This is a genomic window from Pseudaquabacterium terrae, from assembly GCF_013266755.1.
Classification (GTDB): domain Bacteria; phylum Pseudomonadota; class Gammaproteobacteria; order Burkholderiales; family Burkholderiaceae_C; genus Pseudaquabacterium; species Pseudaquabacterium terrae.
This window is the reverse complement of the sequence record NZ_JABRWJ010000005.1, coordinates 272,610-295,068: the sequence shown is the minus strand read 5'-3', so window position 1 is coordinate 295,068 and position 22,459 is coordinate 272,610. Positions and strand designations below refer to the sequence as shown.

At 69.7% G+C, this 22,459-nt stretch carries 18 protein-coding genes; 7 read left to right on the top strand and 11 right to left on the bottom strand.

What is annotated here, in order from left to right; genetic code table 11:
• Window positions 1-171 precede the first annotated feature (171 nt).
• Entirely contained in the window at window positions 172-2,331 is a 2,160-nt protein-coding gene (locus tag HLB44_RS17335; protein WP_173124776.1) for an ATP-binding protein, read from the top strand.
• Window positions 2,332-2,345: 14 nt separating this feature from the next.
• Here the strand turns inward: HLB44_RS17335 and HLB44_RS17330 are convergent, their stop codons facing one another.
• Window positions 2,346-3,344 carry a helix-turn-helix transcriptional regulator gene (locus tag HLB44_RS17330; protein ID WP_173124772.1) on the bottom strand — a complete coding sequence of 333 codons (999 nt, stop codon included), beginning with the start codon at window positions 3,342-3,344 and terminating at the stop codon, window positions 2,346-2,348.
• An 88-nt stretch (window positions 3,345-3,432) separates the two neighbouring features.
• Between HLB44_RS17330 and HLB44_RS17325 the strand changes: the two genes are divergently transcribed.
• Window positions 3,433-4,104: an NIPSNAP family protein gene (locus HLB44_RS17325; RefSeq protein ID WP_173124770.1), complete on the top strand. Its 672-nt coding sequence runs from the start codon at window positions 3,433-3,435 to the stop codon at window positions 4,102-4,104.
• A gap of 36 nt (window positions 4,105-4,140) precedes the next feature.
• On the top strand, window positions 4,141-4,650 hold the full coding sequence (locus HLB44_RS17320) for a hypothetical protein (RefSeq protein WP_173124769.1): 510 nt from the start codon (window positions 4,141-4,143) through the stop codon (window positions 4,648-4,650).
• A gap of 16 nt (window positions 4,651-4,666) precedes the next feature.
• On the opposite strand, the gene HLB44_RS17315 is transcribed toward HLB44_RS17320, so the two are convergent.
• Genes HLB44_RS17315 through HLB44_RS17275 form a run of 9 tightly spaced genes read right to left on the bottom strand, consistent with a single transcriptional unit; the run spans window position 4,667 to window position 13,287 of the window.
• Window positions 4,667-4,960 carry a TFIIB-type zinc ribbon-containing protein gene (locus HLB44_RS17315; protein ID WP_173124767.1) on the bottom strand — a complete coding sequence of 98 codons (294 nt, stop codon included), beginning with the start codon at window positions 4,958-4,960 and terminating at the stop codon, window positions 4,667-4,669.
• A 22-nt stretch (window positions 4,961-4,982) separates the two neighbouring features.
• Window positions 4,983-6,959 (bottom strand): ABC-F family ATP-binding cassette domain-containing protein, encoded by a 1,977-nt coding sequence (locus HLB44_RS17310; RefSeq protein ID WP_173124765.1) that lies wholly within the window; start codon window positions 6,957-6,959, stop codon window positions 4,983-4,985.
• Window positions 6,956-7,837 carry a 50S ribosomal protein L3 N(5)-glutamine methyltransferase gene (gene prmB / locus HLB44_RS17305; protein WP_173124763.1) on the bottom strand — a complete coding sequence of 294 codons (882 nt, stop codon included), beginning with the start codon at window positions 7,835-7,837 and terminating at the stop codon, window positions 6,956-6,958. Before prmB ends, HLB44_RS17310 begins: the two co-directional genes overlap by 4 nt.
• A complete protein-coding gene (dapE, locus tag HLB44_RS17300; RefSeq protein ID WP_173124761.1) occupies window positions 7,834-8,979 on the bottom strand; it encodes a succinyl-diaminopimelate desuccinylase in 1,146 nt (381 codons plus the stop codon). The genes prmB and dapE overlap by 4 nt, the downstream gene beginning before the upstream one ends.
• A 16-nt stretch (window positions 8,980-8,995) precedes the next feature.
• Window positions 8,996-10,195, bottom strand: coding sequence for a PilT/PilU family type 4a pilus ATPase (locus HLB44_RS17295; RefSeq protein WP_173124759.1), 1,200 nt, complete (start codon window positions 10,193-10,195; stop codon window positions 8,996-8,998).
• A 27-nt stretch (window positions 10,196-10,222) separates the two neighbouring features.
• Entirely contained in the window at window positions 10,223-11,059 is an 837-nt protein-coding gene (dapD, locus tag HLB44_RS17290) for a 2,3,4,5-tetrahydropyridine-2,6-dicarboxylate N-succinyltransferase (RefSeq protein WP_173124757.1), read from the bottom strand.
• Window positions 11,056-12,297 carry a succinyldiaminopimelate transaminase gene (dapC, locus tag HLB44_RS17285; RefSeq protein ID WP_173124755.1) on the bottom strand — a complete coding sequence of 414 codons (1,242 nt, stop codon included), beginning with the start codon at window positions 12,295-12,297 and terminating at the stop codon, window positions 11,056-11,058. Before dapC ends, dapD begins: the two co-directional genes overlap by 4 nt.
• 25 nt (window positions 12,298-12,322) lie before the next feature.
• A complete protein-coding gene (locus tag HLB44_RS17280; RefSeq protein WP_173124753.1) occupies window positions 12,323-12,745 on the bottom strand; it encodes an SET domain-containing protein-lysine N-methyltransferase in 423 nt (140 codons plus the stop codon).
• Window positions 12,742-13,287 (bottom strand): peroxiredoxin, encoded by a 546-nt coding sequence (locus HLB44_RS17275; RefSeq protein ID WP_173124751.1) that lies wholly within the window; start codon window positions 13,285-13,287, stop codon window positions 12,742-12,744. Before HLB44_RS17275 ends, HLB44_RS17280 begins: the two co-directional genes overlap by 4 nt.
• Window positions 13,288-13,432: 145 nt before the next feature.
• Between HLB44_RS17275 and HLB44_RS17270 the strand changes: the two genes are divergently transcribed.
• Window positions 13,433-15,013 (top strand): phospholipase D family protein, encoded by a 1,581-nt coding sequence (locus HLB44_RS17270; RefSeq protein WP_246312320.1) that lies wholly within the window; start codon window positions 13,433-13,435, stop codon window positions 15,011-15,013.
• Between the two features lie 4 nt (window positions 15,014-15,017).
• Here the strand turns inward: HLB44_RS17270 and queF are convergent, their stop codons facing one another.
• On the bottom strand, window positions 15,018-15,479 hold the full coding sequence (gene queF / locus HLB44_RS17265; RefSeq protein WP_246312319.1) for a preQ(1) synthase: 462 nt from the start codon (window positions 15,477-15,479) through the stop codon (window positions 15,018-15,020).
• A gap of 150 nt (window positions 15,480-15,629) precedes the next feature.
• Between queF and smc the strand changes: the two genes are divergently transcribed.
• The 3 genes from smc to HLB44_RS17250 all read left to right on the top strand — a co-directional run bounded on the left by smc (window position 15,630) and on the right by HLB44_RS17250 (window position 22,451).
• The gene (gene smc / locus HLB44_RS17260) at window positions 15,630-19,148 is read left to right on the top strand and encodes a chromosome segregation protein SMC (protein WP_173124747.1); all 3,519 of its coding nucleotides are present in this window, start codon (window positions 15,630-15,632) and stop codon (window positions 19,146-19,148) included.
• A 2-nt stretch (window positions 19,149-19,150) separates the two neighbouring features.
• Window positions 19,151-20,194, top strand: coding sequence for a cell division protein FtsZ (locus tag HLB44_RS17255; RefSeq protein ID WP_173124745.1), 1,044 nt, complete (start codon window positions 19,151-19,153; stop codon window positions 20,192-20,194).
• A gap of 91 nt (window positions 20,195-20,285) precedes the next feature.
• Window positions 20,286-22,451, top strand: coding sequence for a putative bifunctional diguanylate cyclase/phosphodiesterase (locus HLB44_RS17250; RefSeq protein WP_173124743.1), 2,166 nt, complete (start codon window positions 20,286-20,288; stop codon window positions 22,449-22,451).
• Window positions 22,452-22,459: the final 8 nt, after the last annotated feature.

The following is a 22,459-nucleotide window of genomic DNA, read 5'->3' as shown; positions in this document are numbered from 1 at the left end:
AACAGCTTGGGCACACGCATTGCCGAGTTCCTCACGGACAAGGAAGGGTCGAGCATAGGCCGCGCCGCGTAAGACTTTGCGAACCCGGGTCGACACCAGGGTCGCGCCTGGATGATGATCGGGACCTTGCGCGCTGCCGAGGCTCACGACGCCGACTGCGGGCCCTCAGAGATGAACTCCAACCCCTCTGCCGCTTCTCCAGCCGCCGCGGGCCATCCCGAGGCGCTGTACCACGCGCTGGTCGAACATGCGCCGGATGCGATCGTGCTGCTCGACGTGTCCGCCAACCGCCTGCTCGACGCCAACCTGAGCGCCTGCGCGCTGTTCGGCCTGCCGCGTGAGCGCTTGCTGACCGCCGCGTTGCTCGACCTGAGCCCGCCAACTCAGCCCGATGGCCGCGACTCGAACGAGGCCGCTGCCGGCCACATCGCCGCCGCATTGCAGGGCGACAGCCGGGCGATCGAGTGGACCTGCAGGCATGCCGACGGCTCGATACTGCCCTGCGAAGTACGCATGGCCGTGGTGCCGGATGCGGCGCCGGGCATCCTGCGCGTCAGCCTCGTGGACATCGCCGAGCGCAAGCAGGCCGAGGCGCTGCGCGCCGGCGAGTCGCGGTTGCTGGAGATGATGGCGCGCGGCGTGCCGCTGGCGGACACCTTGTCCGAGCTCGCGCTGCTGATGGAGTCGCAGGCCGCCGGCCTGACCTGCACGCTGGTGCTGCTGGACATCGACGGCCGGCACATCGCCGGCGCGATCGGCCCGAACATGCCGGCCGAGTACTTGAAGGCCCATGAGGGCGTCGAGATCGGCCCGCTGGTCGGCTCCTGCGGCACCGCGCTGCACCGGCGCGAGACGGTGATCGTCACCGACATCCTGACGGACCCCGGCTGGCAGCCCTTCCTGCCGCTGATCGCGCACCACGGCTTCCGCGCCTGCTGGTCGGCGCCGATCTTTCATGGCGAGACGGTGCTCGGCACCTTCGCGATGTACTACCGCGAGCCGCGCAGCCCGACGCCGCGCGACTTCAAGCTGCTGAGCCTGGCCACGCATGTCGCCGGCATCGCGATTGAGCGGCGCCGGCGCGAGCTGGAGCTGGCGCGCTACCGCGAACACCTGGAAGAGCTGGTGCGCGAGCGCACGGCGGAGCTCGAGGCCGCGCGCGACCGCGCCGAGGTCGCGAACCGCGCGAAGAGCGCCTTCCTGGCATCGATGAGCCACGAGCTGCGCACGCCGCTGAACGGCATCCTCGGCTTCGCGCAGCTGCTGCTGCTCGACCCCGACACGACCGAGCGCCAGCGCAAGGGCATGACCATCATCCAGGGCAGCGGCGAGCACCTGCTGACGCTGATCAACGACGTGCTCGACCTGTCGCGCATCGAAGCCGGCAAGCTCGACCTGCATCCGGTGCGCTTCAGCCTGCCGGCGCTGCTGAAGGTGGTCGCCGATATCTTCCGCGTCAAGGCCGAGGAGAAGAGCCTGTTCTTCCACTACCGGCCGGCGCCCGACCTGCCCGGCGGCGCGGTGGCCGACGACAAGCGGCTGCGCCAGGTGCTGCTGAACCTGGTCGGCAATGCCGTGAAGTTCACCGACGAGGGCGAGGTCAGCCTCGCGGTGCGCGTGGTTCACCGCCATGGCGACCAGGCGCGGCTGCGCTTCGAGATCGCCGACTCGGGCGTCGGCATCGAGCCCGAGCACCTGCAGCGCCTGTTCCAGCCCTTCGAGCAGGCCGGCGACATCGAGCGCCGCGCCGGTGGTTCCGGCCTCGGGCTGTCGATCAGCCGCCAGCTGGTGCGGCTGATGGGCAGCGAGATCGAGGTCGACAGCGCGCTCGGCCGCGGCAGCCGCTTCGCCTTCGAGCTCGAGCTGCCGGTGTTCGACACGCTGCAGCCGGTCGCGCCGCCGGCGCCGGTGATCGTCGGCTACGAGGGACCGCGGCGGCGCGTGCTGGTGGTCGACGACGTGCCGATCAACCGCATCGTGCTCTCCGAGCTGCTCGGCAAGCTCGGCTTCGAGGTCGACGAGGCCGCCAACGGCCAGGAGGGGCTCGATCGGGCGCAGGTATGGCGGCCCGACCTGATCGTGCTCGACAACGTGATGCCGGTGATGGACGGCCTGACGGCCACGCGCCGTCTGCGCGAGCTGCCGCTGACCAAGGGCGTGCCGATCATCGCCGCGTCGGCCAGCGCGTCCAGCGAGCACCAGAAGGCGAGCCTCGCGGCCGGCGCGAATGCCTTCGTGCCGAAGCCGATCGACCACCTGCGCTTTCTCGAGCAGGTGGGGTCGCTGCTGCAACTGCAGTGGCGGCTGGCGCCGGCGCGTGACGAGACCTGAGGCTGCCGCCTCGATCAGCCGGCGCGGTCGTAGCGCTGGGCCAGCGTGCGGTAGGTCGAGGCCAGCGCGTCGCGCAGCTCGGCCGGCGCCAGCACCTCGCCATCGCTGCCCAGGCGCAGCAGCTGCCGCGCGGCGTGCGCGACCGACTCGATCGGCATGCGCAGCTCGATCCAGCCCTCGTGGGCCGCGCTCGGCTCGGCGCTGGCGAGCGCGGCGTCTGCCACCAGCGCGCTGAAGGCCAGCACCGTCTTGAGCCCCGCCTCGTTGACGCGCAGCCGCGCCTCGCCGCGGTAGACGCCGGCTTCGAAGCGAGCGGTCTCGCGCGCCCACCAGTCGGCCAGGTCGAAGCCGCGCGGGCGTTCGAAGAATTGATCGAGCACCTCGAGCGACTGGATCGCCGCGAGGCGGTAGACATGCGGCTCCCGTGGACGCTCCTTTTGCGCATCAGGCGCGCGGCGCGCGGCCATGTACCAGGTGCCGGCCTTCAGCACCACGCCCAGCGGCTCGACGATGCGCTGATTCACGCCTTGCCAGCTCTCGTAGCGCAGCGCCAGCCGCTGCGTGTGCCACACCGCCTCGGCGACGGCCTGCAGGTGCGGCGGCGGCGCGGCGCTGCGGAACCAGTCGATCGGATCGAGGTGGAAGCGCGCGGCGACCTGCTGCGCGTCGGCCTGCCAGTCCGACGGCAGCGCGGCCAGCAGCTTCAGCTGCGCGGTGGCCATCGCTTCGCCCAGGCCCAGCTCGGCGGCCGGGCCGGGCAGGCCGGCCATGAAGATCGCGCGCGCCTCGGGCACCGTCAAGCCGGTCAGCTGCGTGCGCCAGCCTTCGCGCAGCTGGAAGCCGCCCGAACGCCCGCGGTCGCCCCACACCGGCACGCCGGCGGCGCTGAGCTGGTCGATGTCGCGGTAGACGGTGCGCACCGAGATTTCCATCATCCGCGCCAGCGCCGGCGCGCTCTGCCGGCCGCGGGTCTGCAGCAGCATCAGCAGGGTCAGCAATCGGCTCGCGCGCATGGTGATGAAGTGTCGCCGTAAAAGCTGACATGCGGTGGCAGGTTTGGCGGCGCAGCATCGCGGCTCGTTGAATCAAAGGAGGTTCCCGATGCCCACTTCCACCCACGCCCTGCCGCCGGTGATCGAGCTGCGGCAGTACACGCTGCACCCCGGCCGGCGCGACGAGCTGATCGAGCTGTTCGAGCGCGAATTCCTGTTCTCTCAGCAGGACTGCGGCATGCGCGTGCTCGGCCAGTTCCGCGACCTGGACGCGCCGGATCGCTTCGTCTGGCTGCGCGGCTTCGCCGGCATGCCCCAGCGCGCGCAGGCGCTCGCCGACTTCTACGGCGGCCCGATCTGGCAGGCGCACCGCAACGCGGCCAACGCGACGATGATCGATTCGGACGACGTGCTGATGCTGCGGCCGTGCGTGCCGGTGGCCTCCGGCGCTGCCGCGGGCAGTGGCCGCGTGATCGCGACGATCTGCCCGCTGCGCGCACCGGCCGACGATGCGTTGCGCCGGCAGCTGTCCGAGCTCGTGCTGCCGCGCCTGGCAGCAGCCGGCGCGACGCCGCTGGCCTGCCTGGAGACCGAGCCGGCGCGGAACAACTTTCCGCGCCTGCCGGTGCGCGAGGGCGAGCAGGTGGTCGTGTGGCTGGCCTCGGTGCCGCGTGACGGCGCGTGGCCGGCGCTGGACATCGGCGCGCTGCTCGACCGCTGGCTGCGCGACCTGCCGACCAGCCTGCACCTGCAGGCCACCCCGCGCTCGGCCTGGCGCTGAGCGTTGTTGATTCCAACCACTTCAGGAGACAGCACCATGACCACGATCACCCTGCCGCAACCGACCGGCCACGTGAACGACTTTGACTTCCTGTTCGGCCGCTGGTCGGTCGCCAACCGGCGCTTGATGACGCGCCTGGTCGGTGCGAACGACTGGGCCGAGTTTCCAGCCACGGCGGCCTGCGAGCCGCGCCTGGGCGGCGGCGCGAACGTCGACCAGATCGACTTCCCGACGCTGGGCTTCTCGGGGCTGACCTTGCGCAGCTTCGACCACGCGCGCCGGCAATGGGCGATCTGGTGGATCAACAGCAAGAGCGGGCTGCTGTTCCCGCCGGTGCACGGCGGCTTCGAGGGCTTGGTCGGGGACTTCTACGGCGACGACGAGGACGATGGGCGTGCGGTCGACGTGCGCTATCGCTGGACGCGCATTTCGTCCGATAGCGCCCGCTGGGAGCAGGCGTTCCGGCTGAAGGGCGGGCCGACGTCGACCGCGGAAGCCGACGGGTGGGAGACGAACTGGGTGATGGACTGCACGCGCATCGGGTGAGCCCACGCCCACTCGGTCAGTCGAAGATGTCGCTCAACCAGGACTTGCGCTTGTAGTGGCCCTTGCCCTGGTGCCCGTAGTCCGAATCGACGAAGTCCGGCCGGCGCGGCGGGTAGGGCTGCTGTTGTTGCGGCACGCCCGCCGGCGGCTGCGCCGGCGCCGGCGCCTGCATCGTCGCCGAGCGCTCGATCAGCTTGTCGAGCTCGCCGCGGTCGAGCCAGACGCCGCGGCATTGCGGGCAGTAGTCGATCTCGACGCCCTGGCGGTCGGACATCACCAGCGTGACGTCGGGGCAATGGGGACACTTCATCGGGGCACTCCGTCGGGTGGGTTCAGCCTGCGGCGGTGATCGATTCGATCTCGGTCTGCAGCTCGAGCCAGCGTTCTTCGAGCATCGCCGTTTCGGCGGCGATGTGGTTCAGCCGGCGGCCGTGCTCGGCAATTTCGGGGCCCGCCAGCGTGCCGGTCGCGAGCGCCGCTTCGAGTTCGGCGCGCTCGGCGCCCAGTTTCTCCAGCCGGCCGTCGATCCGCTGCACCTCCAGGCGCAGCGGTCGGGTGCGGTTGGCGATCTGCGCGCGGTTCTGCGCTGCCTGCTTGCGGTCGTCGCGGCGGTTCGCATCGGGCGCCGCCGCGGCGGCCTTCGGCGCGGCAGCGGTCGCAACTGGCGCGGGCGCAGCGACCGGTTGTCCCGGCAGCGGCGGTGCCGGCTGGCCCTTGGCCGCGGCGCGCGAGACGTCGAGCAGCCAGCGCTGGTAATCGTCCAGATCGCCGTCGAAGGGCTTGACGCCGCCGGCGGTCACCAGCCAGAACTCGTCACACGTTTCGCGCAGCAGTGCGCGGTCGTGGCTGACCAGCATCACCGTGCCTTCGAACTCGTTCAGCGCGATCGACAGCGCCTCGCGCGTCGTCAGGTCGAGGTGATTGGTCGGCTCGTCGAGCAGCAGCAGGTTCGGCCGCTGCCAGACGATCGTCGCCATCACCAGCCGAGCGCGTTCGCCGCCGGACAGCGTGCCGACCTTCTGGTGCACCATGTCGCCGCCGAAGCGGAACTGGCCGAGGAAGTCGCGCAGCTCCTGCTCTCGCGCATTCGGTGAGACATCGCGCGCCAGCCGCACCATGCGCTGCAGTGGCGTGTCGTCCTCGCTCAGCAGATCGAGCTCCTGCTGCGCGAAGTAGCCGATCGTCAGGCCCTTGCCCTCGGTCAGTGTGCCGCCGAGGGGCTTCAGCACGTGGGCGATCGTCTTCACCAGCGTCGACTTGCCCTGGCCGTTGGCGCCGAGGATGCCGATGCGCTGGCCGGCAAGCACGGTGCGCTCGACGTTGCGCACGATCACCGTGTCACCGTAGCCGCACTCCAGGTCGCGCATCGCGAGCATCGGATTCGGCAGGTTGCCGGGCTCGCGGAATTCGAAGTCGAAGTCGCTCGCCGTCAGCACCGGCGCCAGCTTCTCCATGCGCGCCAGCGCCTTGACGCGGCTTTGCGCCTGCTTGGCCTTGGTCGCCTTGGCCTTGAAACGGTCGATGAATTTCTGCAGGTGAACGATCTTGTCCTGCTGCTTCGAGTACGCCGCCTGCTGCTGCGTGATGCGCTCGGCGCGCATCTCCTCGAAGGTCGTGTAGTTGCCGCCGTACCGCGTCAATGACGCGTTATCGAGGTGCACGGTGACACCGGTCACCGCATCGAGGAATTCGCGGTCGTGGCTGATGATGACCAGCAGGCCGCTGTAGCGCTTGAGCCAGCCTTCCAGCCAGACCAGCGCGTCGAGGTCCAGGTGGTTGGTCGGCTCGTCGAGCAGCAGCAGGTCCGCGGGGCACATCAGCGCCCGCGCCAGTTGCAGTCGCATGCGCCAGCCGCCGGAGAAGCTGTCGACCGGCGCATCGACCTGGTCGACGCGAAAACCCAGGCCCAGCAGCAGCGACTGCGCGCGCGAGCGGGCGTCGAAGGCGCCGGCCTGCTCCAGGTGCATGTGCGCATCGGCGATCGCATGGCCGTCGCCCGAGGCTTCGGCCAGCGCCAGCGCGTCGCGCGCCTCGACCAGCGGCAGGTCGCCGTCGAGCACGAAGTCGGTCGCCGGCTGGTCCGTCTCGGGCATCGATTGCACGACCTCGCCGATGCGCCAGCGCGGCGGCATCTCGACATCGCCGAGATCGGCGTGCAGCCGGCCGGCCAGCAGCGAGAAGAGGGACGACTTGCCGGCGCCGTTGCGGCCGATCAGGCCGATCTTCTCGCCCGGGTTCAGCGTGACGCTGGCGTCTTGCAGCACGACCTTCGCGCCGCGGCGCAAGGTCAGGTTTCTCAGCGAAATCATGGTTTCTTCAAGGGAGCGAGGGCCGCACGCGTCAGCAGCAGCACCTGGTCGTCGCCGGCGCTGGTCGGCAGCCACACCGGTTCGAGCGTCGGGAAGGCGTGTTCGAAATGAGCGCGCTCGTGGCCGATCTCGAGCACCAGCACGGCGTCGTCGTCGGTCATCGCGGCCGGCGCGTCGTGCAGCAGCGTGCGGATGAAATCCATGCCGTCATCGCCGCCGTCGAGCGCCAGCACCGGCTCGGCGCGGTACTCGGCCGGCAGCGCGGCCATCGACGTGCGGTTGACGTAGGGTGGGTTGCACAGGATCAGGTCGTAGCGGCGGCCCGCGACCGCGGCGAGGCCGTCGCCTTGATAAATCGTGATGCGAGCGGCCAGGTCATGGCGCTCGACGTTGACGTGCGCAACAGCGAGCGCATCGGCGCTCAAGTCGGCGGCGTCGACCGTGACCTCGGGCCAGGCCATCGCCGCCAGCACGGCGAGGCTGCCGTTGCCGGTGCAGAGATCCAGCACCGCCTGGGTGCGGTCGCTGAGCCACGCGTCGATCGTGCCGTCGGCCAGCACCTCGGCGATCAGCGAGCGCGGCACGATGACGCGTTCGTCGACCGTGAACGGCACGCCTTGCAGCCAGGCTTCGCCGGTCAGGTAGGCGGCCGGCCGGCGCGTCTGGATGCGCTGCTCGACCAGCGCCTCGATGGCCTGCTGCTCGTCCGCGCTCAGCGCGCGCTCCGCGAATTGATCGAGCGCATCGAGCGGCAGCTTCAACTGCCACAGCACCAGCCACGCCGCCTCGTCGAAGGCGTTGCTCGTGCCGTGCCCAAAACAAACGCCCGCCGATTCGAGGCGGGCGCTCATCGTTTCGATGATCTGGATCAGCGTCATGTCAACAGAGACTCGAGCGTGCGGCGGTAGATGTTCTTCAGCCGCTCGATGTCGCCCACGTTCACGTTCTCGTCGATCTTGTGGATGCTGGCGTTGATCGGGCCGAACTCGACCACCTGCTCGCAGATGCGGGCGATGAAGCGGCCGTCGCTGGTGCCGCCGGTGGTCGACAGCTCGGTGGCGACGCCGGTCTCGCTGCGGATCGCGGCGCTCAGCGCCTCGCTTAAGCGACCCGGCCGCGTCAGGAAGGGTGAGCCGCCGAGCGTCCAGGCGACCGCGTAGTCCAGGCCGTGCTGCCTGAGCGTCGCCTCGAAGCGCGACTTCAGCGATTCGGGCGTGGATTCGGTCGAGAAGCGCCAGTTGCAGTCGACCACCACCTCGCCGGGGATCACGTTCAGCGCGCCGGTGCCGCCGTGGATGTTCGAGACCTGCCAGGTGGTCGGCGGGAAGTGCTCGTTGCCCTGGTCCCAGACCGTGGTCGCGAGCTCGGCCAGCGCCGGTGCGAGCTGGTGGATCGGGTTGCGCGCGAGCTGCGGATAGGCCACGTGGCCCTGGATGCCGCGCACCGTCAGCTTCGCCGACAGCGTGCCGCGGCGGCCGTTCTTGATCGTGTCGCCGAGCGTCTCGACGGAGGTCGGCTCGCCGACGATGCAGCAGTCGAGCCGCTCGCCGCGGGCCTGCAAGGCCTCGACGACGCGCACCGTGCCGTCGACCGAGGGCCCTTCCTCGTCGCTGGTGAACAGCAGCGCCAGTGTGCCGGCGTGGTCCGGGTAGGCGTTCACGAATTCGCCGGCCGCCACGGTCATCGCGGCGATCGAGGTCTTCATGTCGGCGGCGCCGCGGCCGAAGAGCTTGCCGTCGCGGTGGCTGGGCACGAAGGGGTCGCTGGTCCATTGCGACAGCGGCCCGGTGGGCACCACATCGGTGTGGCCGGCGAGCACGACGGTGGGCCCGGCGCGCGCGCCGCGGTGCGTGGCCCACAGGTTCGTGACGCGGAAGTCGTCCGGGCCGCGCAGCAGGGTCTCGCACTCGAAGCCCAGCGGTGCGAGCCGTTCGGTGACCAGCGCCTGGCAGCCGGCATCGTCCGGGGTCACCGAGCGGCGTGAGATCAGGGCTTCCAGCAGTCGGAGGGTGTCGCTCATTTCAGGGGATAGGGGTTCAGCGGGCTGCGCCGGCCGGGCCGAACACGAGCTTGCGCGGCGGCGGGGCGCCTTCCGGATAGACCTCGATCGTGAACTCGGTGTAGGTCGCGGTGTCGGACTCTTCCTTCTTCGGCGCCGCACGCGAGACCGGCTGCGTCTCGTTCTGCAGCCGCCACATCAGGTTGGTCGGTGAGTCGGCGTAGGCCAGGCCCTCGTCGCGTGTCACCAGGCCGTCGGTGATCATGCGCGCGATGTCCTGCTCGAAGGTCTGCGAGCCCTCGGCCAGCGACTTCTCCATCGCTTCCTTGACGCCGGGGAAGTCGCCCTTCTCGATCATCTCGGCCACCAGCTTGGTGTTGAGCATGATCTCGACGGCCGGCAGCCGGCCGCCGGCGATCGCGCGCAGCAGGCGCTGCGAGGCGATTGCGCGCAGGCCGGCAGCCAGGTCGGACAGCAGCACCGGCCGTGCCTCGGGCGTGTAGAACGACAGGATCCGGCCGAGCGCGTGGTAGCTGTTGTTCGCGTGCAGCGTCGCCAGCACCAGGTGGCCGGACAACGCATAACTCAGCGCCAGCGTCATCGTCTCGCGATCGCGGATCTCGCCGATCATGATGACGTCGGGCGCCTGGCGCAGCGCGTTCTTCAGCGCGGTTTGCAGGTTGGTGGTGTCGCGCCCGACCTCGCGCTGGTTGACCACCGATTTCTTGCTGCTGAACAGGAACTCGATCGGGTCCTCGATCGTCAGGATGTGGCCGGCGAGCGCCTTGTTGCGCATCTCGAGCATCGATGCGAGCGTCGAGCTCTTTCCGGTGCCGGTGGCGCCGACCATCAGGATCAGCCCGCGCTTTTCCATTACCAGCTGCGACAGCATCTCGGGCACGTTCAGCGACTCGAGCGACGGGATGTTGTGCGGGATGTGGCGGAACACCGCGGCGATGGTGCCGCGCTGCTTGAAGGCGGAGATCCGGAAGCTGCCGACCTTCTCGAGGCCGATCGCCATGTTGAGCTCGCCGGTCTCCTCGAGCTCTTCCATCTGCTTGGGCGTCAGCAGTTCGGACAGCAGCGCCTTCGGCTGCTGCGGCGTCAGGATCTGGTCCGACAGCTGCAGCACCTGGCCGTGGATCTTGATCAGGATCGGCATGTTGGCCGAGAGGTACACGTCCGAGGCGCTGCGCTCGCTCATCAGGCGCAGCACGCGCTCCATGTTTCCACTCATGCCGATCCCCTTGTCAGTTGGAAACGCTCAAGGACGCAGCAATTCGTTGATGCTGGTCTTGGAACGCGTCTGCGCGTCGACCCGCTTGACGATGATCGCCGCGTACATCGTGTAGGGCGTTCCGTCGGCGCAGGTCTTGGGCAGGCCGCCGCTGACGACCACGCTGCCCGAAGGCACGCGGCCGTAGCTGAACTCGCCGGTCTCGCGGTTGAAGAGCGGCGTGCTCTGGCCGATGTACACGCCCATGCCGAGGACCGAGTTCTCCTCGACGATCACGCCCTCGACGACCTCCGAGCGCGCGCCGATGAAGCAGTTGTCCTCGATGATCGTCGGGTTGGCCTGCAGCGGCTCGAGCACGCCGCCGATGCCGACGCCGCCCGACAGGTGCACGTTCTTGCCGATCTGCGCGCAGGAGCCGACGGTGGCCCAGCTGTCGACCATCGTGCCCTCGTCGACATAGGCGCCGATGTTGACGTAGCTGGGCATCAGCACCACGCCCTTGCCGAGGTAGCTGCCGCGCCGCGCGACGGCCGGCGGCACCACGCGCACGCCCGAGGCCTTCATCGTCGCCGGGTCGACATGCGTGAACTTGGTCGGCACCTTGTCGTAGAAGCTCAGGTCGCCGGCGTGCATCGGCTGGTTGTCCGAGAGCCGGAAGCTCAGCAGCACCGCCTTCTTGATCCACTGGTTCACCGTCCACTGGCCGACGCCTTGGCGCTCGGCGACGCGGATGCGGCCGGCGTTGAGGTCGGCGATCACGGTGTTGACCGCCTCGCGGATCTCCGGCGACAGCGTGTCCGGCCCGAGGGCGGCGCGGCCTTCCCAGGCCAGGTCGATGATGGATTGCAGTTGATCTTGGCTCATGCGCGGGTGCTCGGAGGGGAGGAGGAGGGAGGTTCGTAGCGTCGCGTGAAGTCGGCGATGCGCTGGGCGGCTTCGAGGCACTCGGCGGTGCCGGCCACCAGCGCCATCCGGATGCGGCCGCGGCCGGGGTTGCTGCCGTGGGCATCGCGCGCCAGCAGGCTGCCGGGCAACACCGTGACATTGTATTGAGCGAGCAAGCGGCGCGCGAAGTCGATGTCGTTGCCGGGCTCGCCGTCGTGCGAGGGCACGCCGGCCCACAGGTAGAAGCCGGCATCGGGCAGCCGCACGTCGAGCGCGTCGGCGAGCACCGGTGTGGCTTCGGCGAACTTCTGGCGATAGAGCGCGCGGTTCTCGACCACGTGCGTCTCGTCGGACCAGGCGGCGATGCTGGCGCGCTGCACCATCGGGCTCATCGCCGAGCCGTGGTAGGTGCGGTACAGCAAGAAGGCCTTGATCACGCGGGCATCGCCGGCGACGAAACCCGAGCGCATGCCCGGCACGTTCGAGCGCTTGGACAGCGAGGTGAAGGCGATCAGGTTGCGGAAGTCGTCGCGGCCGAGTGCCGCCGCCGCCTCCAGGCCGCCGAGCGGCGGCTCGTCGCGGAAGTAGATCTCCGAATAACACTCGTCGCTGGCGATCACGAAGCCGTGACGGTCCGACAGCTCGAACAGGCGCCGCCACTCCGACAGCGGCATCACCGCGCCCGACGGGTTGCCCGGCGAGCAGACGTACAGCAGCTGCGTGCGCGACCAGGTGGCCTCGTCGATCCGGCTCCAGTCGGCGGCGAAATTGCGCGCCGGATCGCTGTTGGCGAAGGCCGTGTCGGCGCCCGCCAGCAGCGCCGCGCCCTCGTAGATCTGGTAGAACGGATTCGGGCAGACGACGGTGGCGCCAGCCTTCGACGGATCGATCACCGTCTGCGCCAGCGCGAACAGCGCCTCGCGCGAGCCGCAGCACGGCAGGATCTGCGTCGCCGGATTCACGCTCAGGCGGTAGCGGCGCTGCAGCCAGTGGGCAATCGACTCGCGCAGCGCCGGCTCGCCCAGCGTCGGCGGATAGACCGCCAGGCCCGGCATGCCCTCGACCAGCGCCTGCTTGATCAGCTCGGGCGCCGGGTGGCGCGGCTCGCCGATGCCCAGGCCGATGGGGTGCAGGTGCGCCGCCGGCGTGATGTCGCGCGTCAGCTCGCGCAGGCGCTCGAACGGGTAGGGGTGCAGCCGGGTCAGCAGCGGGTTCATCGGCTGATTATCGGCGCCGCCTGCGCTACAGCCAGCCGATGCAGCCCGGGGCGCCGCAGCGGCAGGCCAGCGTGCCGGCGTGATGCGTCTCGCCGTAGTTCACGGTGATCTCTTCGCCCGGGCCGATCGCGCGCAGCGCGTAGAACTCGATGCGGCCGTCGCGGATCGTCAGGCGCGCGTTCGGCTTGCAGCAGTGGTTCGTGAAGCGCATCGGGTCCTCGGACTGCGACGCGTCGATCGCCTTGCGCGACGACACCTCGACGATCATGATCCGCTGCCGCCCCTCGGCACGCCGGCGCCCTTCGGCGACGCTGATCGATTCGCCGCGGATCTCGCCGATCTTCTTCTGCGGCGGGATGTCCTCGGCCGCGAAGACGCCGAACCCGTCGATCGCGCTTTTTCGAACCGCGACGTCGAACTTTTGATAGGCCGGGCGGGCCGGATTCACTGCTTCTTCTGCGCCACCCAGCCCTTCAGCGCCGCCATCGTGTTCGCCACGTGCCGCAGCGGATTCAGGCTGGTGAACTGGTAGACGATCTTGCCGTCCGGCGAGATCACGTACGAGGTGCGGTTGGCGTAGTCGGGTTTCAGCGCCAGCACCGCGTCGTAGGACTTCATCACGCTCTGGTCGACGTCGGCGCCGACGGCGAACTTGTTGCGGCACTCGGTGGTCGAGAACTTCTTCAGCGTCTCGATGTCGTCGTGCGAGACGCCGATCACCGTGGCGCCGAGGGTGCGGTACTCGTCGGTCGCCTCGGCAAACTTGTTGGCCTCGATCGTGCAGCCGACCGAGAACGCGGCCGGAAAGAAGTACAGCACCACCGGGCCCTTCTTCAGTGCCTCGGTGAGGTGGAACTTCGTGACGCTGCCGGCCAGAGACGAGTCGATCGCGAAGTCCGGCGCCTTGTCGCCGATGTCGAGCGCCGCCTGGGCGGGCGCGGTCAGTGCCGCGAGCGCGGCGACAACCACGGTGACGAGCGATTGCTTCATTGCGTATCCTTGGCGCCCTTTGGGGAACGGGGCGATCACGTTGGTCATGCCGGGAAGCACGGACATTACATCGGCTATTGCATCGGCCTGTGCATCGGCTTTTGCAGGCAGTGCCGCAAATGATACGCAGCCGCGCGGCGATCGGTTGCGGGCACGGGCATTCGCGGCGCTGTGCGCGCTGCTGCTGCTCGTCGTGCTCGGCGGCTGCTCGTCCTTGCCGCAGCACGTCGAGCGGCCGCTGTCGACCGCCTTGCCGGCGACCACCGCGTCGACGCTCGGCCGCATCGCCGCCGATTCGTCGCCCGACCGCTCGCTGACCGGCTTCCGGCTGCTGCCGATCGGCTCGTTCGCGATCGACACGCGGCTGCAGCTGATCCGCCGCGCCGAGCGCTCGATCGACGTCCAGTACTACCTGATCCAGGACGACGAGACCGGCCGCTACCTGCTGCGCGCGCTGCGCGACGCAGCGCAGCGCGGCGTGCGCGTGCGGCTGTTGATGGACGACCTCTACACCTCGGGCGCCGACCTGCTGCTGCTCGGCCTGGACGCGCATCCGAACATCGAGCTGCGGCTGTTCAATCCGTTCACCGTCGGCCGCGGCGCGTTCACGACGCGTTTCCTGTTCGCGCTCAACGAGTTCAGCCGCGTCAACCGCCGCATGCACAACAAGCTGCTGATCGCCGACGGCGCGATGGCGGTGACCGGCGGGCGCAACATCGCCAACGAGTACTTCATGCGCCACGAGCAGGCGAACTTCGTCGACCTGGACACGTTCCTGACCGGCGCGCTGGTGCCGCTGCTGCAGGAGCTGTTCGACAGCTACTGGAACAGCGAGGTGGTGTACCCGGCGCGCGCGGTGATGCGCAGCGACTTGCCGCCCGAGCTGCTGCGCCGGCAGTTCGAGGCGATGACCGGGCCTGAGGGCACGCCGCCGCCCGAGCCGCCGCCGGTCAACGACGTGCTCGGCTACGGCCCGATCGGCGAGGACCTCGATGCCGGCCGGCTCGGGCTGGTGTGGGCCGATGCGGCGGCGTATGCCGATCCGCCGGCGCGCGACAAGGGCCTGGGCGCCAGCTACGGCCTGGTGCCGCTGGAGGACATCGACTCGGTGCGCTCCAACGTCGTCGAGCTGATGCGGCGCGCGCGCAGCGAGGTCGTGCTGACCTCGCCCTACCTGATCCCGGGCCAGCGCGGCCTGGAATTGATGGAGGCGATGCGCCAGCGCGGCGTCACGGTGCGGGTGCTGACCAATTCGCTGGCCGCCACCGACGAGCCGCTGGCCCACAGCGGTTACCGGCGCTACCGGCCGGCGATGCTCAAGCTCGGCGTCGAGCTGCACGAGCTGAGCCCGCTGCGGATGAGGCGCACGTCTCGCCTGGGCATGTTCGATTCGACGCAAGGGCGGCTGCATGCCAAGACCGCGGTGATCGATCGCCGCCAGGTCTTCATCGGCTCGATGAACTTCGATCCGCGCTCGGAGAAGCACAACACCGAGATGGGCATCTTCATCAACAGCCAGCAGCTCGCGCGCGAGGTGCTGCGGCTGATGGACCTCGACAAGCTGCAGGCCTCGTGGCGCGTCGTGCTCGATGCCGACGGCCGGCTGCGCTGGCTGGCGCAGGACGACGAGAAGGAGATCGTGCTGACCAACGAGCCCGAGGCGACCTTCTGGACCCGCTTCTGGCTGAACCTGCTGGCGCCGCTGGCGCCGGAGGAGTTGTTGTAGCGCGCTACAGCAGCCCGCGCTCCATCGGCATGCTGGGCAGGTCGACCGCCGGCTGCGGCTTCCAGCCCTTGCGGCGGTGCTCGGCGATCACGTTGGTGTAGATGCCGCCGCGCACGTACCATTTGGCCGTTATGCGGATGAAGCGCGGCTGGCTCGCCTTGACGATGTCGTCGAGGATGGTGTTGGTCACCTTCTCGTGGAACGCGCCCTCATTGCGGTAGCTCCAGAAGTACATCTTCAGGCTCTTCAGCTCGATGCACAGCTCGTCGCAGATCATGTCGATCGTGAAGTGCGCGAAGTCGGGCTGGCCGGTCAGCGGGCAATGGCAGGTGAACTCGGGCACCTGGAACTGGATCACGTAGTCGCGCTCCGGCGCCGGGTTGGCGAAGACGTGCAGCTCCTTGCTCGGGGCGCTGGGCGGGTTCGGGGGCATCGGGCGCTCTTTCAGCGCGGGTTTCTTCGCCATGGCGGTGGGTCTTTCGAGAGGGGCGCGATGGTATCATCCGGCCCGCTTTGCGGTCCGGTCGGTCCGCAATAAATCCATACAAATCAACCACTTGCGGATACTTGACGGCGGCGCCTCGAGCCGCTGCCGACAGGCCGGAAGGCCTCGTGCATGCGCCTGAACCAGATCAAGCTCTCCGGCTTCAAGTCCTTCGCCGAACCCACCACCTTCCAGCTGCCGGGCCAGCGTGTCGGCGTGGTCGGTCCCAATGGCTGCGGCAAGTCCAACATCATGGACGCGGTGCGCTGGGTGCTCGGCGAGAGCAAGGCCAGCGAATTGCGCGGCGAGTCGATGCAGGACGTGATCTTCAACGGCTCGGGCAACCGCAAGCCGGCGAGCCGCTCCAGCGTCGAGCTGGTCTTCAGCAACGAGGACGCGCGCGCCGGCGGGCAGTGGAACCAGTTCGCCGAGATCGCCGTGAAGCGCGTGCTGACGCGCGACGGCACGTCCAGCTACTTCATCAACAACCAGCCGGTGCGCCGGCGCGACGTGCAGGACGTGTTCCTCGGCACCGGCCTCGGGCCGCGCGCCTACGCCATCATCGGCCAGGGCACGATCAGCCGCATCATCGAGTCGCGGCCCGAAGAGCTGCGCATGTTCCTCGAGGAGGCCGCCGGCGTCTCGAAGTACAAGGAGCGCCGCCGCGAGACCGAGAACCGGCTGAAGGACACGCGCGAGAACCTGACCCGCGTCGACGACATCCTGCGCGAGCTGAACAACAACCTCGACAAGCTGGAGAAGCAGGCCGAGGTCGCGAGCCACTACCGCGGCCTGCAGGACGAGGGCACGCGCAAGCTGCACCACCTGTGGTTCCTGAAGCAGCGTGACGCGGCGACCGAGGAAGAACGCGTCAAGCAGGCGGTGTCCGAAGCGACCAACGCGCTCGAAGCGCGCTTGGCCGAGCTGCGCCACGTCGAGGCCGAGCTGGAGACGATCCGCCAGGCGCACTACGGCGCCAGCGACAAGCTGCATGCGGCGCAGGGTGAGCTGGCGCAGGCCTCGCTCGAAGTCAGCCGGCTCGAGGAGCGCATCCGCTATGTTGTCGAAGGCCGGCAGCGCGTCGCGCAGCGGCTGGCCGACCTGAAGGCGCAGACGGCGCAATGGGACGAGCGCAAGGGCGCCGCCGAGGCCGAGCTGGAAGACATCGCCGCGCAGATCGAGGCCGCCGACGAGCAGGCCGCGACGCTCGCCGCGCAGGCCGAGGAAGAATCGCTGCGCCTGCCCGACGCCGAGGAGGCCGTGCGCAACGCGCAGTCGCGGGCCAACGAGCAGCGTGGCAAGGTCGCCGAGGTGCAGCAGCAGATCCAGGTGCTCGCGGCCGACAGCCGCAACATCGACGAGCAGGCGCGCGGCCTGCGCACGCGGCGCGACCGGCTGGCCGCCGAGGGCAAGACCCTGGCGACGCCGGACATGAAGCGGCTCGCCGAGCTGCGCACGCTGGAAGCCGCGGCGACCGAAGCCCAGCAGATGGCCGACGCCCGCCTGCACGAGCTGCAGGAGCAGGCGCCGGCGCTCGACGAGCAGCGCCGCGCGCAGCAGGATCTCGTCAACACCGAGGCCCACAAGCAGGCCGACACGGCCGCCCGCCTGGCCGCGCTGCGCGCGCTGCAGGAGAAGGTGCAGACGGAGGGCAAGCTCAAGCCCTGGCTCGCCAAGCATGGGCTGGAAAGCCTGCAGGGCCTGTGGACCAAGGTCCACATCGAGACCGGCTGGGAGACGGCGCTGGAGAGCGCGCTGCGCGAGCGGCTCAATGCCCTCGAAGTCGGCCGCATCGAAACCGTGCGCGCCTTTGCCGACGACGCGCCGCCGGCCAAGCTCGCCTTCTACACGCCGCCGCAGGCCGCGATCAGCAATACGCACCTGACGCTGTCGCCGCTGTCGACGCTGCTGCGCCTGGGCGACGCGGGCCTCACCGCGCTGCTCAACGATTGGCTCGAAGGCGTCTATACCGCTGGCAGCATCGACGAGGCCCTCGCCAACCGCGGCAAGCTGACGCACGGCGAGGTCATCATGACCCGCGAGGGCCATGCGGTCGGCCAGTTCTCGGTCACCTTCTACGCCCCCGATTCCGAGCAGGCCGGCATGCTGGCGCGCGCCCAGGAGATCGAGAACCTGGAGCGCCAGTCGCGCGCGCAGGCGCTGATCACCGACGAGGCGCGTGGCGCGCTGGTGCGCATGGAAGCGGCGTACACCGAATCGGCGCAGCGGCTGGTCAGCGCGCGGCGCGAGGCCGGCGAGACGCAGACGCGCGCGCACCAGTTGCACGTCGAGCTGTTGCGCCTGCAGCAGCAGGCCGAAGCCACCAGCCAGCGCCGCGGCCAGCTCGACGAGGAGCTGGCCGAGGTCGACGCCGCGCTCGAAGGACTCGAAGAACGCCGCATGACCGGCGAGGCGCGCTTCGAAGAACTCGACCTGCAGCTGGCCAACACCCAGGAGCGCCACGCCGAGCTCGACGAGGCGGTGATCGGCGCCGAACGCCGGCTGTCCGATGCCCGCGAGCAGCTGCGCGCGCTCGAACGCCAGGCCCAGGAGTCGCAGTTCCAGGCCCGCGCACTCGCCGCCCGCCGCGGCGAGCTGCAGCGCTCGATCGAGACCGCGGACGCCCAGGCGGCGAGCAACGCGCAGACCGGCGAGCAGCTCGAGATGGAGCTCGGCTCGCTGAACGACAGCGCCGCGCAGGCCGGCTTGCAGGACGCGCTGGCGCTGAAGACCGAGCGCGAACAGGCGCTGGGTGCGCAGCGCAGCGAATACGACGACCTGTCGGCCAAGCTGCGCCACGCCGACGAGCAGCGCCTCGGCTTCGAGCGCAGCCTCGAGCCCTTGCGCGAGAAGATCACCAAGCTGCAGCTCGAAGCCCAGGCCGCGCAGCTCGGCGGCGCGCAGTACCTCGAGCAGTTGACCGCCGCGGCGGTCGACATGGAAGCGCTGGCGGCCGACGTCGCCGCCAACAACGTCAAGCTCTGGGGCCTGCAGGGCGAGATCGACCGCATCAACCGCGACATCGCCGCGCTCGGCGCGGTGAACCTGGCCGCGCTCGACGAATTGACCGCGGCGCGCGAGCGCAAGACCTTCCTCGATGCGCAGAACGCCGACTTGAACGAGGCGATCAGCACCCTCGAAGACGCGATCCACAAGATCGACCTCGAGACGCGCGACCTGCTGGCCAAGACCTTCAACCAGGTCAACGAGCATTTCGGCCGCATGTTCCCGTCGCTGTTCGGCGGCGGCACCGCGAAGCTGCAGATGACGGGCGACGAGATCCTCGACGCCGGCGTGCAGGTGATGGCGCAGCCGCCCGGCAAGAAGAACTCGACGATCCACCTGCTGTCCGGTGGCGAGAAGGCGCTGACGGCGATCGCACTGGTGTTCGCGATCTTCCTGCTGAACCCGGCGCCGTTCTGCCTGCTCGACGAGGTCGACGCGCCGCTGGACGACGCCAACACCGAGCGCTACTCGAAGCTGGTCACCGAGATGTCGCTGAAGGGCACGCAGTTCCTGTTCATCAGCCACAACAAGATCGCGATGGAGATGGCCGAGCAGCTGATCGGCGTGACGATGCAGGAGCAGGGGGTGTCGCGCATCGTCGCTGTCGACATGGAAGCAGCGGTCAGCATGGCGGAGGCGGTCTGAACATGAGCCTGATGGCGGCGCTGGCGATCGTCGGGGCGCTGGTGCTCGCGGCGGTCATCGCGCATGGCGCGTGGAGCGCGCGCAAGGCCAGCCCGCGCCGCGCTGAAGGCCCGGTCGATGGTCCGCGTGTCGAGCCGACGCTGCATCAGCAGCACGCCAACGACCCCGGCATCGTGCTCGACCCCGGTGCCTTGCCGGAGCTGAAGCCGCCGCCGCGCCGCGCCAGCGCGCGGCTCGACCCGCTGATCGACGCGATCGCGCCGATCACGCTCGAGGCGCCGGTCAGCGGCGAGCTGGCGCTGACGCACCTGCCGCCGTCGCGCCGCGCCGGCACCAAGCCCTTCCTGATCGAAGGCCTGAACGCCGAGACCGGCGACTGGGAGCTGCCGGCCTCGGGCCAGCGCTACGGCGAGTTCCAGGCCGGTGTGCAGATGGCCAACCGCAGCGGCGGGCTGAACCAGATCGAGTTCTCCGAGTTCGTGCAGAAGCTGCAGGGCTTTGCCGATGGCGTCGGCGGCATGGTCGAGGTGCCCGACATGATCGATGTCGTCAACCGCGCGCGCGAGCTCGATGCCTTCGCCGGCGAGCACGACGCGCAACTCGCGGTGACCCTGCGCGCCAACGGCGCCGCCTGGTCGGTCGGCTATGTGCAGCAGTGCGCCGGCCGGCGCGGCTTCGTGCCCGGCGTGCTGCCGGGGCGGCTGGTGCTGCCGTCGGCCGAGGACGGCGCGCCGCCGCTGCTGGTGCTGGGCTTCGATGCGCAGGCCGCATTGGCCGAGGATCCGAACATCGCCGCGGTGCGCGAGGTCACGCTGTCGCTCGACGTGCTGCAGACGCCCGAGGTCGCCGAGCCGTTCCCGGCCTGGCACGACGCCGCCCGCACGCTGGCCGCGGACATGGATGCCGCGATGGTCGACGACCAGGGCCGCACGATCACGCTGCACGCCTTCGCCGCGATCGGCGAGGACCTGAAGATCCTGTACCGCAAGCTCGAAGCGCGCGACCTGGCGGCGGGATCGACGGCAGCGCGGCGCCTCTTCAGTTAGCCAGCCAACTGAAATGTGAAAAAAGTGGTACCCGCCGGTGCGGGGGCCGGGCCAGAGGTCAATCCCGGCGCCGGGCGGCCGAACACCGTCCATGACGATTGCGCAATCACCCGGGGCCGACCTCAGCGTCGAGCAGCGCCTCGACCTCGCCGAGCAGGCCCTGCGCCAGAGCCGCCGCGTGCTCGACGTGATGTTCGAGACGATGGAAGAGGGCGTCAGCGTCTTCGACGGCGAGCTGCGGCTGGTGGCGGTGAACCAGCGCTTTCGCGCGCTGTTCGATTTCCCGGCGGAGCTGTACCGTGCCGGCACGCCCTTCGAGGCCTTCGTGCGCTGCAACGTCGAACGCGGCGACTACGGCCCCGGCGATGCGGACCAGCAGGTGCGCGAGCGCGTCGAGCAGGCGCGGCGCTTCGAGCCGCACCGCTTCGTGCGCGAGCGGCCCGACGGCACGATCCTCGAGGTGCGCGGCCGCCCGCTGCCCGGCGGCGGCCTGGTGACGGTGTATGCCGACATCACGCAGCAGGCGCGTGCCGAGCGGGCGCTGCGCGCGAGCCAGCGGGTGCTCGAGAACACCTTCGAGCACATGGACCAGGGCATCAGCATCTTCGATGCCGGGCTGCATGCGCTCGGCATGAACCGCCGCTTTCGCGAGCTGCTCGACTTTCCGGAATCGCTGTGCCGGCCCGGCACCCCCTTCGAGGCCTTCATCCGCTACAACGCCGAGCGCGGCGACTACGGGCCGGGTGATGTGGACGAGCAGGTGCAGGCGCGGGTCGAGCAGGCCCGGCGCTTCGAGCCGCATCGCTTCGAGCGCGAGCGACCCGACGGCACCGTGCTCGAGATCCGCGGCCTGCCGCTGCCGGGCGGTGGCTGCGTATCGATCTACACCGACATCACGCAGCGCGCGCGGGCCGAGCGCGGGCTGCGCGACAGCGAAGCGCGTTTTCGCTACCTGGCCACGCACGACGGCCTGACCGGCTTGCCGAATCGCACCTGGTTCGGCGATCTGCTGACGCAGGCGATGCATGCCGCGCGGCGCTACCAGCACACGCTGGGCGTGCTGTTCATCGACCTCGACCGCTTCAAGCTCGTCAACGACACGCTCGGCCACGGGGCCGGCGACGCGCTGCTGGGCGAAGTCGCGCAGCGGCTGAAGACCTGCCTGCGCGCGAGCGACGTGGTCGCCCGGCTCGGCGGCGACGAATTCGTCGTGCTGCTGCCGGAGCTGCCGCACCCGGACGACGCGGCGATCGTCGCGCGCAAGATCCTCGACACCGTGCTCGAGCCGATCGTCGTGCAGCAGCAGGCCTGCCGTGTCACCGCGAGCGTCGGCATGGCACTGTTCCCGCAGGACGCGCAGGACGAGGCGACGCTGATGAAATGCGCCGACATCGCGATGTACCAGGCCAAGGAAGAGGGCAAGAACACCTTCCAGCGCTACGCGCCGCAGGTCCGCACGCACACGCTCGAGCGGCTGACGCTGGAAACCCAGCTGCGCAGTGCGCTGGCGCGCAACGAGTTCAGCCTGCACTACCAGGCGCGGCTGAACCTGAAGACCAATGCGATCACCGGCGTCGAGGCGCTGCTGCGCTGGAACAACCCCGAGCTCGGCTCGGTGCCGCCGGCGCAGTTCATCCCGGTGGCCGAGCAGACCGGGCTGATCGTGCCGATCGGCAAGTGGGTGCTGCGCACCGCGTGTGCGCAGAACCGGGCCTGGCAGCACGAAGGTCTGCCGCCGATGTGCGTCTCGGTCAACCTGTCGGCGCGCCAGTTCCAGCACGAGGACCTGCTGGCCGACCTGGCCGAGGCGCTGCGCGACAGCGGGCTCGCCCCCGAGCAGCTGGAGCTCGAGATCACCGAGGGCATGGTGATGCACAACGTCGAGCGCGCGCTGGCGCAGCTGCGCGCGATCAAGCAGATGGGCGTGCGCATCGCGATCGACGACTTCGGGACCGGCTATTCGTCGCTGGCGCAGATCAAGCGCTTCCCGGTCGACTCGCTGAAGGTCGACCGCTCGTTCATCCGCGATGTCTCCAGCGACAGCAAGGACCGTGCGATCACCGAGGCGATCATCGCGATGGGCCGCACCCTGCGCCTGACGGTGGTGGCCGAAGGCGTCGAGACGCTGGAGCAGCAGACGGTGCTGCGCGAGAACGGCTGCGACGAGATCCAGGGCTACTACTTCAGCAAGCCGGTGCCGCCGCGCGCGGTGAGCGCGCTGCTGTGGCGGCATGCCGCGGAGGCGGCCACCGCCTGACCCGGACC